General features: G+C 37.6%; 11 protein-coding genes. 5 read left to right on the top strand and 6 right to left on the bottom strand.

Translation table 11 applies throughout. From position 1 onward, the window contains the following. Positions 1-3: 3 nt before the first annotated feature. Both AADJ06_RS14705 and AADJ06_RS14710 read right to left on the bottom strand, forming a co-directional pair. Positions 4-1,059, bottom strand: coding sequence for a histidine kinase (locus tag AADJ06_RS14705; protein WP_341227235.1), 1,056 nt, complete (start codon positions 1,057-1,059; stop codon positions 4-6). 92 nt (positions 1,060-1,151) lie between these two features. Beyond that, a complete protein-coding gene (locus AADJ06_RS14710; protein ID WP_341227236.1) occupies positions 1,152-1,784 on the bottom strand; it encodes a histidine phosphatase family protein in 633 nt (210 codons plus the stop codon). Positions 1,785-1,836: 52 nt separating this feature from the next. Between AADJ06_RS14710 and AADJ06_RS14715 the strand changes: the two genes are divergently transcribed. The 3 genes from AADJ06_RS14715 (at position 1,837) to AADJ06_RS14725 (ending at position 3,800) form a co-directional block, all read left to right on the top strand. Beyond that, the gene (locus AADJ06_RS14715) at positions 1,837-2,256 is read left to right on the top strand and encodes a hotdog fold thioesterase (RefSeq protein WP_341227237.1); all 420 of its coding nucleotides are present in this window, start codon (positions 1,837-1,839) and stop codon (positions 2,254-2,256) included. 20 nt (positions 2,257-2,276) lie between these two features. Continuing rightward, positions 2,277-3,038: an outer membrane beta-barrel protein gene (locus tag AADJ06_RS14720; protein WP_341227238.1), complete on the top strand. Its 762-nt coding sequence runs from the start codon at positions 2,277-2,279 to the stop codon at positions 3,036-3,038. Between the two features lie 120 nt (positions 3,039-3,158). Continuing rightward, a complete protein-coding gene (locus tag AADJ06_RS14725; protein ID WP_341227239.1) occupies positions 3,159-3,800 on the top strand; it encodes a DUF937 domain-containing protein in 642 nt (213 codons plus the stop codon). A gap of 77 nt (positions 3,801-3,877) precedes the next feature. On the opposite strand, the gene ftsH is transcribed toward AADJ06_RS14725, so the two are convergent. Next, positions 3,878-5,950 carry an ATP-dependent zinc metalloprotease FtsH gene (gene ftsH, locus AADJ06_RS14730; RefSeq protein ID WP_341227240.1) on the bottom strand — a complete coding sequence of 691 codons (2,073 nt, stop codon included), beginning with the start codon at positions 5,948-5,950 and terminating at the stop codon, positions 3,878-3,880. A gap of 28 nt (positions 5,951-5,978) precedes the next feature. Beyond that, on the bottom strand, positions 5,979-6,377 hold the full coding sequence (gene rsfS / locus AADJ06_RS14735) for a ribosome silencing factor (protein ID WP_341227241.1): 399 nt from the start codon (positions 6,375-6,377) through the stop codon (positions 5,979-5,981). 94 nt (positions 6,378-6,471) lie between these two features. On the opposite strand from rsfS, the gene AADJ06_RS14740 reads away from it, so the two are divergent. Beyond that, the gene (locus AADJ06_RS14740; protein ID WP_341227242.1) at positions 6,472-7,233 is read left to right on the top strand and encodes a biotin--[acetyl-CoA-carboxylase] ligase; all 762 of its coding nucleotides are present in this window, start codon (positions 6,472-6,474) and stop codon (positions 7,231-7,233) included. Positions 7,234-7,301: 68 nt separating this feature from the next. Next, positions 7,302-9,950, top strand: a complete 2,649-nt coding sequence (locus AADJ06_RS14745) for a glucosidase (protein ID WP_341227243.1) — start codon at positions 7,302-7,304, stop codon at positions 9,948-9,950. Positions 9,951-10,014: 64 nt separating this feature from the next. On the opposite strand, the gene AADJ06_RS14750 is transcribed toward AADJ06_RS14745, so the two are convergent. Further along, positions 10,015-13,053: a DPP IV N-terminal domain-containing protein gene (locus AADJ06_RS14750; protein WP_341227244.1), complete on the bottom strand. Its 3,039-nt coding sequence runs from the start codon at positions 13,051-13,053 to the stop codon at positions 10,015-10,017. 33 nt (positions 13,054-13,086) lie between these two features. After that, entirely contained in the window at positions 13,087-14,526 is a 1,440-nt protein-coding gene (locus tag AADJ06_RS14755; protein WP_341227245.1) for a SusD/RagB family nutrient-binding outer membrane lipoprotein, read from the bottom strand. Positions 14,527-14,536: the final 10 nt, after the last annotated feature.

Genomic DNA, 14,536 nt, shown 5'->3' on the forward strand with positions numbered 1-14,536 from the left:
TTTTTATAATTGATGGTCTAACGGAATCCTTATTTCGGCATTCACCGTCAAATGGTTTTCTTGAAATATTTTAAAGTCGCTTTTGTTACCGTAAAGCAAATGAAGCCTTCTTTTGGTGTTTTCCAAACCAAAACCTCCTGAAGAAGATTTTGAATCTGTTCCTTCTAGCTTACCGGTATTTCTAATTCTAATGATTAATACTTTTCCTTCTAATTGAGATGAAATTTCTATAAAACCCCATCTTAGAGCCTTTTGAACTCCATGCTTAATCGCATTTTCTACCAATGTCTGAAGCATCATGGGTGGTACCTGTATACCCTCGGTTTCTTTGGCAATATCCCATTTTATTTGAAGTCTTTCTTCATACCTGATTTTCTCTAGACTCAGATAGTCTTGAATAGTTTTTATTTCTTCTTTTAGACTCACGGTGGTTTTTCTATGTGAAACTAAAGAGCTTCTAAGCAAATTTGAAAGCTGCGTAATGCCAGACATGGCTTTTTTAGGATCCTCGGTAATTAAGGCTCTAATGCTGTTTAGTGCATTAAAAATGAAATGAGGATTCATTTGGGCTCTTAGAATTTTAGCTTCAGTTTCTTTAACAGAAGCTTCTAGCCTAACACGTTCTACGGCATCGTTTTTACGAAGATCGGCTACACTGTAAAAAACGTATAAAAGCACCCAGATTAATACAGGTTTGGTAAGGTTAGTTAGGTAAGAAATATCTCTTAAAGCCCAGTTCATCTTTTCTGTATTGATAATGTCTCTATCCATTGGGATATTGATAGCGGCCAATACAAAAGTGATTATTCCTACTACGGCGGCACATCTAATAATTAGCTGAGTTACCGGAAGTTTAATCCACTCGTATCTCTTAAAAATTATTCTAAAAATATGTGTTAGAGAAATACCAGCTGCTACATTGACTATTAAGTTGCCAATGAGTTTATTGAACTCCTCAAAATCAAATGAAAAAATAGTAAAATAATTGAGGAGATCGGAGAAGAAATAGAGCGACCACCCTAAAATTTGATAAATCCAATACGACTTTTTTGTTTCCATTTCTTAGAATTGAAAATTAAGGTATATGAAATTGGCCACAAAAAGTAATTAATTACACCATTGGAATTATCTCTTCATGAAAGGATTATTCTTTATGCAGAAATTAAAGCAAGATGGTCGGTTAGGTTATGCTCCAAGATCTTAAAACGTTTTGTAAGATAAGAATACTCTAATTTATAAAGGCAGAGGTTTGAATGTTTGAAATTATCCATTTCTGATACAGGAATTTCAGTTAATAGAGTTAGCAAAATTCTTATAGCTCTGCCATGCATGGCTACTAAAATGAGGTCTTCGTGATCTTGATTAATAATGTGCTCAAAAGCAATTTTTTGTCTCCGAATAACATCTTCTGGACTCTCTCCACCTTCCATAGCTAGGTGTGTTTCGCCACTTTTCCATTTTTTGATAACATCCCAGTAAAAGCTATCTTCTACAGGGTTAGGCTTTTTACCTTCTGTTTTACCCCAAGAAATTTCATTTAAACCAGGTAATATTTTATGCGGAATCCCATCTTTAATGAAATTCGCAACACTTTGATGCGTTCTTTGGAGAGCTGAGGTGTAAACTTTGTCAAAAGGAGTATTAGCATATCTTTTATAGAAAGCTGCTGCCTGACTGTGTCCATTTTCATTTAATTCAGAATCTATGCCGCTACCTTGTACTATACCCTGCTTATTATAGTCGGTTTCGCCGTGTCTTATTAAATAGATAGTTTTACTTTTCATTTAAATACCTTTGTCCTCGTTTCAAAAATCGACCAAAAATAGAATATTCAGTATGAAATTGACAGCTAAACCTGAAAACTTAAATAAAATGGGGCAAAACACCCTTAGTGAGCATTTGGGAATTGAAATAACGGAAGTTGGCGATGATTACATAAAAGGTACAATGCCTGTTGATAAAAGAACGAAACAGCCAGCCGGTATTCTTCACGGTGGTGCTTCTGTGGCCTTCGCAGAAACTTTAGGGAGCGTAGCTTCATACTCTATGGTGGCATCTTCAGGAAAACAAATAGTAGGTTTAGAAATTAACGCTAATCACTTAAGACCAGTTACGGAGGGATTGGTTTACGGTATGGCGAAGGCAATTCACCTAGGAAGGAAAACACATATATGGCAAATTGATATTACAAATGAGTCAAAGAAACTGGTATGTGTTTGCCGATTTACGGTTATGATAATAGAGCCTTTGGCTTAATTTTTGAAACAAAATTTGGGATGAAAAACTTACTTACTTTAATATTCTTTTGCTCATTTTTAGCGGTGAAAGGACAAATCATGGAGGCAGATACTGTGGATAGTAAACCTGCAATTCCAATAGATAAATCACTTTATAAAAAGAATAGGTTTCAATTTTCTTGGGGAGTAAGGGGCGGTATAAGTAAAACTAGAATAAATACCACCAGCGGAGATGTAATTCAAATAACCGCTAGTGGTACACCATTAATAGCTAATGGTAGTGTAGTTAGGGATGGATTAGTGTCAAATTCGGCCTTTGGGAATGGTTATCAAGGAGCCATATTTGGAAGGTTTATTAGTGGGTCGTTTTATTTGCAGCCTGAAGTAGTTTATGGTTTGAAAGGAGGTAAGTTTGATTTCCTTGATAAGACTGGAAACTTATTAAACAGGGTTGATGCAAAATTTACAGCGATAGATTTTCCTGTTTTACTGGGGATAAGGTTTAGAGATGCAAGGCTTTTTGCAGGGCCAGTGGTTTCTTATGCACTAAATAAAAATGATGCTTTCGAAACAGGATTAGCACCTTATACCAATGAGAACCTTTCAAAGGATTTTCTTGAAAAACCTATTGTCAATGGCATAGTGGGTTTAGGGTTTGAGTTCAAGTATTTTTTCTTTGACTTTAGGTATGAGGCAGGTATTCAAAACTATGCCCAAACAAAATTAGGACCATCTAATAATCCGAAAGTTTTCAATTTCACCACAGACCAGTTTATACTCTCTATTGGATTAATTAAATAATATACTGTATTTATTAACTAATTGTTAAAGTGGGGTTTAAAAGATTTAAATAGTCTCTTATCTTCTTTCTTTCGGTTCTTTTTGCATATTTTGTGGCTTTGAAACTTTAAACCAATAAAAATGGCTGGAATATTAGATTTATTAGGTAGTGATTTAGGCAAGCAGATTATTTCTGGAGTAAGTGGACAAACTGGTGCACCTACAAATAAAACTGCGGATGTCTTAGGAATGGCATTACCTGTTTTAATGGGTGCTATGCAAAGAAATGCAAACACACCTGACGGGGCTGCTGGCCTTTTAAGTGCTGTGACAGGCAAACACAATGGCGGAATTTTAGACAACCTTGGAGGTCTTTTTCAAGGGGGTGTAGATGATAGCGTAGTGAATGACGGTGCTGGAATTTTAGGACACGTTTTAGGAGGAAAGCAAGCTGGAGTAGAAAGTGCATTAAGCCAAAAATCAGGTTTAGATATGGGAACTGTTTCTCAAATCTTAAAAGTAGCTGCTCCAATTTTAATGGGCGTTGTAGGAAAGCAAGTAAGTCAATCAAACGTTCAAGACAGTAATGGCCTTGGAAACGTACTTGGTGGTTTATTAGGCGGCGGTACTGGTAGTAAGCAGCAAAGCCTTATTGAGTCTTTCTTAGATGCTGATGGAGACGGTAGCATTGTAGATGATTTAGCAGGAATGCTTCTTAGTGGTGCTAGTGGACAGAAGAAAGGTGGCCTAGGCGGATTGCTTGGTGGTCTTTTCGGTAAGTAAAACCCCAATATTTATCATTAAAAAAGCCGATGTCGTTTAAAACGCATCGGCTTTTTCAATTTAAGACTAACAGAATTTTAGTTTTTCAACTCTTCTGTTTCATCTGACTTAAGGTCTGTGGTAGAAGTGCTTCCATTTGCACTAAGAGCTGTTTCAATATTCTCTGTAATAACCTCAGGTGCATCCCCTTTGTCCATATACTCTTGATAAGTAGTTAAGGTTTCAAAAGGTCTTTCTCCAATTAAGCCTACTAAGTCACTTTGGAAGATAATTTCTCTTTCTAATAAAGCCTTAGCCAATATGTCTAACTCTTTACGCTTAGAGCTAAGTAATTCCCTAGTCATTTTATATGCTCTATCTACTAGTTTCTTAACTTCTTGGTCAATCTTTTGAGCAGTATACTCAGAGTAAGGCTTAGTAAATGCATAGTCAGATTGTTTTGAATCATGGAAAGAGATATTTCCAATTTCTTCATTAAGGCCATAAACAGTTACCATGCCATAAGCCATTTTGGTAATTTTCTCTAAATCACTTAATGCTCCTGTAGAAATTTTTCCAAAAACAATATCTTCAGCCACTCTACCACCAAGAGACATACACATTTCTTCAAAAAGCTGCTCTGTTCTATACAAGAACTGCTCTTTTGGTAAATATTGGGCATAACCCAATGCCGCTGCTCCTCTAGGTACTATACTCACTTTCACGAGTGGATTAGCATGTTCTAAGAACCAACCAGCTACTGCGTGACCTGCTTCATGATATGCTACTATTTCTTTCTCTTCAGGAGAAATCAATTTGTTTTTCTTTTCTAGCCCTCCAATCTCTCTATCGATAGCATCCATGAAATCTTGCATTTCAATGGCTTTTTTGCCCCTTCGTGCGGCTAGAAGAGCTGCTTCATTACAAACGTTCGCTATTTCAGCTCCTGCAAAGCCAGGAGTTTGGGTAGCTAGTTTTTTAGCATCTACTTCGTCGGCAAGTTTTAAAGGACGCATGTGCACTTTGAAAATAGCCTCACGACCATTAATGTCAGGAGCATCTACGCTTATTTGTCTGTCAAAACGACCTGGTCTAAGTAAAGCTTGGTCTAACACATCAGGCCTGTTGGTAGCGGCTATAATAATAATACCAGCATCAGAACCAAAGCCGTCCATCTCTACTAATAATGAATTCAGAGTATTTTCACGCTCGTCGTTTCCGCCTGGCATGCCACCTTTTCCTCTTGAGCGACCTACTGCGTCAATTTCATCAATAAAAATGATACAAGGTGCTTTTTCCTTAGCCTGTTTGAAAAGGTCACGTACTCTAGCAGCACCTACACCCACAAACATTTCTACGAAGTCTGAACCCGATAATGAAAAGAAAGGAACACTCGCTTCTCCTGCTACAGCCTTCGCCATAAGGGTTTTTCCAGTACCTGGAGGGCCCACTAAAAGAGCACCTTTAGGTATTTTACCTCCTAGTTCGGTGAACTTCTCTGGCTTTTTTAGGAACTCAACTATTTCTGTAAGCTCTTCTTTTGCTTCTTCTAAACCCGCTACATCTTTAAAGCTAATTTTTACCTTATTATCTGTATCAAATAACGATGCTCTTGATTTTCCAATATTAAAAAGCTGACCACCTGGGCCACCACCACCAGCCATTCTGGTCATTAAGAAATACATTAGACCAAAGAAAAGTATCAAGGGTAGCCAGTTGAATAAAGAATTCAAAATGTCTTCTCTGTGAATAGGCTCTGGATAAAGAGCAGCTTTCTTTTTAGCGTCTAAAGTCGAGTTTTTAAGAAAGTTAGTGAACTCGTCCATGAAGGCGTATTCAGAAACTATATCCACTTTCATGTGTGGACCTGACGTAAATCGGTTATTTCCTAAAAGGTTTTTGTATTCATCTTTTTGGAGAGCTTCGCTAGATAAGGTTACCTCGGCCACATTGGCGTCAGTTACCACTGATACGGTCTCTACTTCTCCTTTAAGAACCATTTCTTCTAGGTTCTTATATTTGATTGGAGAAAGCGATTTGTTGTTAGAAAAATACATTACTCCAACGATTCCTAGAATCAAGGCGGCTATTATCCAACCTTGAAAACCTGGACCGTTTCCAATCGGTAATTTTTTCTTTTGTTTAGGTAAAGGACTCTTTTCCTCTGGCATATTGATAAGGTTAATTCTTTAATTTCTATTAATTGACCAATTCTTTGGTCGGTTTCATGTCGTCACCAAAATACGTGATGTCTGCATCGCCCCAGAGTGATTCAATATCATAAAAGCCTCTTTTATCACTTTTAAAAACATGAACTACTACATCCACGTAATCTAAAAGAATCCACTCTCTTTGAGTTTTTCCTTCTCTATTCCATGGGTCTTGACCGGTTTTTTGATAAACTAGTCCTTCTACAGATTTGGCGATAGCGTCAATCTGCGTGTCGGAATTACCCGAACAGAGGACAAAAAAATCGGTTACGGCGTTGTTGATTTTACGTAAATCCATTAAGACAACTTCATTTGCCTTCTTTTCGTGCATCCCTTCAATTATAAATTGACTTAGTTCAGTGCTTGAAAGTTGCTTAGTTTTTTTCATTCAGTATATTTTACGATAGTTTTGCATTCCTTTAAAATGCTCTTTAACAAGCCATTTAGTAATTGCGTTTTTCAAACAGCTAAATTATAATATTTTGAACAAAATTCAGCCCAAAACACTTTTTACGGGCAAAAATGCCATTTACCTGCCAACTTGTCACTCAACTAACGAAACCGCAGCTGAAATAATTCAGAAAGGCGAGATTATGGAGGGTACCATTGTCATAACTGACAATCAAACAAGGGGTAAAGGGCAGAGAGGTAACACTTGGATTTCAGAAAAAGGGAAAAATTTAACGTTTACTTTAATTTTAAAGCCAGACTTTATTCCTGTGAATGAACAATTTAGGTTAAATATGGCTGTATCTTTAGCGGTATACCATACACTTAATGAATTCTTAGATGAAAAACTAAAAATTAAATGGCCAAATGATATTCTTTATGGGAGTCAAAAGCTTGGAGGGATTTTAATTGAAAGTTTAATAGCTAATAGAATTATTAACTATAGTTTTATAGGTATAGGTTTAAATGTAAACCAAAGAAATTTTGAATTGGCAAATGCCACTTCGCTTTCTAATTTGACAGAAAATGGCCTTTTTGACCGAGAGGAGTTATTAACAAGTTTGCTAGAAAACCTTGAGGAGCAATATTTGAAGATAAAGCAAGGAAAAGACGTATTTTTAAAAGATAAATACACCGAAAACTTATTTAGAAGAGACGTTTGGAGTGAATATAAAGACTCGGAAGGCGTGTTTGAAGGTAAAATAGTAGGGGTTAATGAGGCTGGTAACTTAATAATGGATACCAAATTTGGACTAAAGCAATTTGGAACAAAAGAATTTGAATATATCTATTAAAAAGTGAAACCTTATAGAAAGCTAGGTAAGTGAATTGGATATTTTTGCGAAGGACCTAATTGTAGTTTATGCAAGATACTTTAGAGAAGAAAAGACTGGAAGAAAGGCCAGATAATAGAGGTTGGAAAAAATGGGGTCCATATCTTTCTGGTCGTCAGTGGGGTACTGTAAGAGAAGATTACAGTGTTTACGGTGATAGTTGGAATTACGTAAGTCATGATATTTCAAGAAGCCGAACCTATAGATGGGGGGAAGATGGCATTGGTGGAATTTCTGATAATAAGCAACATATATGTTTCGCTTTTTCTTTTTGGAATCATGCAGATCCCATTTTAAAGGAAAGGTATTTTGGTCTCACAGGGGCTGAGGGTAACCACGGTGAAGATGTGAAAGAGCTTTATTACTATTTAGATAGTACGCCTACGCACTCTTACATGAAAATGCTTTACAAATATCCTATCAAACTTTTCCCCTATGAGGAAATTCTTCAAGGAAATCGTGAAAGAGGAAAAAAAGATAAGGAATTTGAAATTCTCAATACCGAAGCGTTTAATGATAATCAATACTTTGATATTTATATTGAATATGCTAAAAAGTCGGAGAATGATATTCTAATTAAGCTGACGGCTCATAATAGGTCTGGTGCGGCAGCTAAATTAGCGGTTTTGCCTACACTTTGGTTTAGAAATACATGGTCATGGGGTTATGAAGATTTTGCTCAAAAACCTATGTTGACAGGTATAGCTGGTAGTCAAGTAGAAGTAAGGCATAAACTTTTTGATAACATGAAGTTGTACCTAGAGGGTGCAGATGAACTGTTGTTCTCTGAGAATGAGACAAACATGAAACGTGTTTTTGGAAAGAAGAATGACACTCCTTTTGTAAAAGATAGTATCAATGATTACGTAGTTGATGGTGTCAAAAAAGCCGTTAATAAGAATAATATAGGGACTAAAATGGCAGGCCTCTATGATAAAGAGATTCCTGCTGAAAGTAGCGTAGAGATAAGGTTGAGGTTTTCTAATGAAACGCATTTAGCCGATGCCTTTGCAGACTTTGATGAAATTTTCGAGCAATCAAAAAATGATGCGAACGATTTTTATGGTGAGGTTCAAAAAGAAGTAAAATCAGAAGAGCAAAAGGAAATTCAGCGTCAAGCATTCGCTGGTATGATGTGGAACAAACAATTCTACTATTATAATATAGACCAGTGGGCAAATGGTGACCCTAAAATGCCTTTCAAATTCACCGGTAGAGCATTCACTAGAAACGACACGTGGAAGCATGCTTACATGCATAATATACTTTCTATGCCTGATAAGTGGGAATACCCATGGTTTGCAGCTTGGGATTTAGCTTTTCATACGGTCACATTAGCCAGAATTGATACGGACTTTGCAAAAAGACAATTAGCTGTAGTGTTGAGGGAGTATTACATGCACCCGAACGGTCAAATCCCTGCGTATGAGTGGAATTTTTCAGATGTAAATCCTCCAGTTCATGCATGGGCTACTTGGAAAGTGTATGAGATTGATAAAGAGCAGCGTGGAGGTAAAGGTGATGTGGTTTTCTTGGAAAGGATTTTCCATAAGCTACTTTTAAATTTCACTTGGTGGGTAAATCAGAAAGACGAAGAAGGTAATAATATCTTTGGTGGTGGTTTTTTAGGTTTAGATAATATTGGTGTTTTTGACAGAAATGCTCAAATTCCAGGAATTCAACTTCAACAAGCCGATGCTACTGGCTGGATGGCGATATTTACCTTAAATATGCTTCGGATTTCTTGTGAAATAGCTCTGGAAAGACCGGTTTATCAAGACATGGCATCCAAGTTTTTTGAGCATTTTCTTCATATTGCGGCGGCTATTAATAATAACCTCGAAGATGGGAATATGGGACTTTGGGATGAAGAAGATCAGTTTTACTATGATAAGATTCAGACTCCAGATGCCAGAACTATTTTCCTTAAGGTTCGTTCGTTAGTAGGTTTAATTCCGCTTTGTGCAGTAGAGGTGATTAATCAAGACCTGCTAGATAAACTACCAGAGTTTAAGAAAAGATTGGAGTGGGTTTTAAATAACAGGCCAGATTTAGCTTCTTTGATTTCTAGATGGCATGAGCCGGGTAAAGGTGAAACACATTTACTTTCTCTATTAAGAGGGCACAGGATGAAGATGGTTTTGAAAAAACTCTTTAATGAGGCAGAGTTTCTCTCAGACTATGGCATAAGGTCGCTTTCAAAATATCATAAAGAGCATCCATTTTCTTTTGACTTGAATGGCGAGCAATTAGAGGTGGCTTACAGCCCTGCAGAGACAGAGCTTTCTATCATGGGGGGAAATAGTAACTGGCGTGGGCCTATTTGGTTTCCGCTTAATTATCTCATAATTGATGCTTTGCATAAGTATTCGCAGTATTACGGGGATGATTATGAGGTAGAGTACCCTACAGGCTCTGGAAAAATTACGACGATTGCGAATGCCGCAAATGAAATTTCAAAACGTCTGATTTCTATTTTTAAAGAAGATGAAGAGGGGAATAGACCCGCACTTCAGATAAATGAACAGTATGATAAAGATGCAAACTTTAAAAATTTCCATCTCTTTTATGAGTACTTCAATGGTGACAACGGTGAAGGCTGTGGTGCCGCCCACCAAACTGGCTGGACTGGCCTTGTAGCTGATTTGATTGCGGAGGTAAATGTGTTTGAGAAGTAAGTTTATAAAGTAGCAAGTTTAATGTAAAAGGCTATCTCGTTCAAATGAGATAGCCTTTTTCGTTTTATTTCGGAGAAGTCATTAGTTCATCAAAGGTATAAGTGATGCCATTTTTGATGACATATTCTACATTTAATGCATCTGTGATTTCACTAAGAGGGTCGCCGTTTACAATGACTAAATCGGCTAGTTTACCTTTTTCTATTGAACCCAAGTCTTTGCTGACACCAACTGCTGTTGCCGCTCCAATGGTCGCCGCTTTTAAGGTGACATAAGGAGATATTCCTGAGTCGACCCAGCTATGAAGTTCAGCGTGTAAGCTATAGCCGTAAGGTATAAATGGGCTATCAGTTCCTGCGGTTACACTTGCTCCTTCGTTTATCAGTTTTTTAAGTGTCACTTGAATATTGGAGAAATTAGAAAGGTAGCCTGGGAAAATATTGGCTATTTGGCTAGCTCTAGCTTCCATATTATCTACATAACTCTGACCAAAGAAATTAATCAATTGCTTATTTTTATAGTACCACGGGTATTTAGCAGCCATGGCATAAAAACCACCTTGTAGGGAGGCAGTTGGCGTGATGTTCATTTGAGATTTAACCAATAATTGAATCACATCATCATAAGTGTGATTCATTTTAGTGATTTTTGGAGAGTAACCTCTTCGGCTAGTACCACCTATATGCTCCACTGCATCCACAGCATATCGCATAGCAGGGAAAATCTCATGTGAAGAAACCGGAATTCCATTTTTGTGTGCAAAGGCTGTGATTTTCCTTTGTAAAATGTCTGGCATTCTTACGTATGTTTTGATCAAATCATAACCTAATTCTACAGCTCTATCAAGTTCCAAATCAAGTTGGGCAGACGACTGAATACTGTTCGCTAAACCATAGTAAATTCTAGTTCCGTCGGTTAATCCACCGGTGAAAAACTCTCTTGGCCCCGTCAGCTTTCCTGTATTCCAAGACTCCTTCCTTTCTATAGCGTCATAAGGGTCAGAACCTGTTTCTCTTAAAGAGGTTATACCGTAAGAAAGCCATAAGCGTCCCAGTTTTTCGCCTGTCATAGCATGTTGATGCGTATGCATTTCGAATAAGCCTGGAATCACCGTTTTGTCAGATGCATCAATTAATTTTCCAGTTCGGCCGTCTTCGTGCTGCAAAATGGCTTCAATTCTGTTTTCATTTATTATAATGTCAACATCGGTGAGATATTTTTCAGAAATTCCGTCAAAAACTTTACCTGCATGAATTACCGTTTTGCCAGCTGGTTGGCTATAATCCCAGTTGAAATCCATAGGTATTTCTTCTATTAACATATCTTCTAGGCTCACTTTTTTTATATTATCGGTTGCCAAGTAAACTATGCTTTTAGAGTCTGAAGTCCAGCTTGGCACTTCGGACAGCTCGTTTGTCAATCTTACGGGAGGTCCTATTATGTTTCCTTTTTTGTCAACATTTATAACCCAAAGGAGGCCGTCCAAAACATAAGCTATCCACTTTCCATTCGGAGACCAAAGTGGGCCGTTTTTGGCTCGCATTCCTAATGAACGTTCCTCTACAGGAGAGATGAATTTTTCGGATTTGTCTTCCAGAGATATTAGCAAGATTTTGTTAATACCTTCCCTAAATCTGGTAGAATATACATCAAGTGCAGATAGGGCTATAGTTTTTCCGTCAGGAGACCAGCTAGGTTGGCTCGGTACAAAAAGTGCTTCATGTAGTTTTTCTACTTTCTTGCTTTTTAAATCTATAGCCTGTAAGGTTCCTTTGCCCCAGATATTTCTGGCATCTGCTAAGTAAAAGGCAATTTTTTGACCGTCAGGTGACCAGCTAGGGTAATTGATGTCTTCATCCAGTTTTAGGATTTGGGTACTTGTTGCGGTAGCAATATCGAATATCCATAAGTTCATATTTCCTGACTTATCGGTCAAATAAGCAATTTGCTTTCCGTCTGGCGACCAAACAGGATCGGAACAAATAAATGGAGATTCAAATAAGGGTTCAGGTTTTGACTTTCCGTCTTCTAAAATGTAGATATCACTAAAGGCGGTAAATAGATATTTTTTGCCATCAGGCGAAACCGATAAACCCTTTATTCCTTTAACTTTTTCTGGAGTTCCACTATCAAAGTCATAAGGCTTTCTGGTGTAAGTTGGTGTTACTACCATGAGTTCTGCCTCAAATTCTATGTTTGACGTAGATTTCATGCCTTTTGTGGCTTTTTTTATTTTTCCATTTGAGGTATAGATATATTCCTTTGAGTCTAGCCAACTTGTTCTGAAAGGAAATACATCAATTTCTGTCGTGGTTATTATGGTGGTTTCACCACTTTTTAAATCAATTTCGCCAAGACCACTATAAGAACCAGTGAATTCGGTGAAGTACATAAAGTCTCCTTTGAAATTCCAAGAAGGTGCAGAGAGGGCACCTTTACGTGTTGAAATCAATATTGATTTTCCTGCCTCATTTAGTTTGTAAATACCTGGTGCATCTTTCTGCTCCGACACGTAGGCAATTTCTTTACCATCAGGAGAATAGGCTGGGCAGTATTCATTGGCCTCGTTGCTAGTAAGTTGCGTGACCTCACTGGATTCTATATTTATTTTGAAGAGGTCGTAGTTCTTATAAACGTCACTAGAATATACTATAAATTTTCCATCCGGAGACCAGTCTGGCTCTCTTTCATCAAAAGCCCCAGAGGTAACTTGCTTTAAGCCGGTACCGTCTTTGTTTATCATCCAAATGTGATAATAACCATCCCTGAATGATTGAAAAGCTATTTTTGAGCCATCAGGCGACCATGTTGGTTGCCTGTCGTCTCCCATTCCGTCAGTAACTTTAATAGCCTTCCCACCAGTTGCGGGTAAGGTCCAAATAGTACCTTGTAAATCAATGGTAATAGTTTTCTTATCAGGTGATAATTCTGCCGCCATGTTAGTGCCCTCATTGATACTTACTATGGTGGTGTCACCTAATATTGAAGCTTTTGTTAAAGAGCTTGTTATAAGTACTAGAAGGAATGCCGAATAGAGCTTTAGTTTGATTGAATAATTCGTGGAGCAGGACTTTTGCTCCACGAATTTGTGATTTTTGTACATCAATTGTTTTTATTTTATGTATGTTATTTCAACTTATTGATTAACTGGAGTTGGCACAAATACCCCAGGTACTGGACTTGGTGCACTGGTGTTTGAGTTGATTTCGGCCTCACTATAAATCATTCTTTCTGGTAATACATCGCCAGAAGTAGGAGTAAGGCTTACACCAATAGCCTCATTTCTGGTTCTTCTAAGGTCATTGAACCCTAAAATTTGACCATTAAAGGATATATACCTTTCGGTCAGAATTTCTTTAAGTAAGGCGTCATTGGTACTTAATCCTGTGCTATTTAATATTCCTCCCGAAGCTAAATCATCAAGGTTATATGGCTCGTATTTATATGTAAAGCCACTAGAAAGGTAAGAGGGGTGTAAGCCACCACCGCTGTTTAGGTAAGCTCTGTAGGTATTTAGAATTTCCAAGCCTTCATCAGTTTTACCCTGTCTAGCTTTTGATTCAGCTATGGTTAGCATGTTTTCTTCAAAAGTTATTAAAGGGTACGAAGCCGTTTGCCCAAATAAACCTACCAAGTTACCAGTGGAATATACATTAGGCATTAAAACGTCATTTAGGGTAGCGTAATGATAATTATAACGTGCTGTTTCATCGGTTTTTAGGTTTCCCTTATATGTAGGTGATGCTGGGTCTAGCAAAGTAGGTGCTAGAGCACTCATAGCATTTACATCGCCCACCCTATTTCTTCCAATAAAGGCATACATTAAGTTCTCATTTACGTTTAGGGAGTTACCGTGTGGCATCACAAAAGAAGATGCTGAACTAGAAATCCCATTAAGGCTAGCAGCTTCTGCTAGAGCATATTCTTTAGTTTCCATGTAGAATCTGGACTTCAAAGTATAGGCTGTCTGAAGCCACTTACTTGCATCTCCATTAAAATGAATATCGGCTGCACCTGGGGAAGAACCAACTCCGCTTTCTAGGTCTGAAATGGCTTCATCAAGTAAAGTTTGTAAGCTAGCATAAACACTTACCTGTGACTCAAAAGCTGGATTTGGGTAAATGTCTATATTTGAGGCTTCTGTAAAAGGAATATCTCCGAAACAGGCAGCTGCAGTTCCTAGAGCATTAGCTTTGGTTATTTTGGCGATAGCTTGAATCAAGCGATTATTGTTTTGTTCTGATTTTTCAATAATTAGCTTGGTTTGTTCTACCACACCTTGATACACAAAGCCCCAAACATTGTTAAAGTCTGAACCTGTTACATTATAGCTGGCCATGTCTTTGTATTGCCTATCGCTTCCTGTGAAATAGCCAGACCACATGGAGGCTAATCTGGCCAAATGACCTTCTTGGACAGAAACGTTACCTAATTGGGCCGCTGTTAGTAGCAATGTAGCTGAGGCATCTGTAGGATTGTTTGGGTCTGTATTTAAATCGTCAACGAGTTTTTCACAAGAGAAACTGATTGATAATAAGCAAAGCAAAAGCGTTTTGATGTATATATTCTTTTTCATCTCTAATTTC

The organism is uncultured Arcticibacterium sp., assembly GCF_964021845.1.
In the GTDB taxonomy this organism is placed as follows: domain Bacteria; phylum Bacteroidota; class Bacteroidia; order Cytophagales; family Spirosomataceae; genus Arcticibacterium.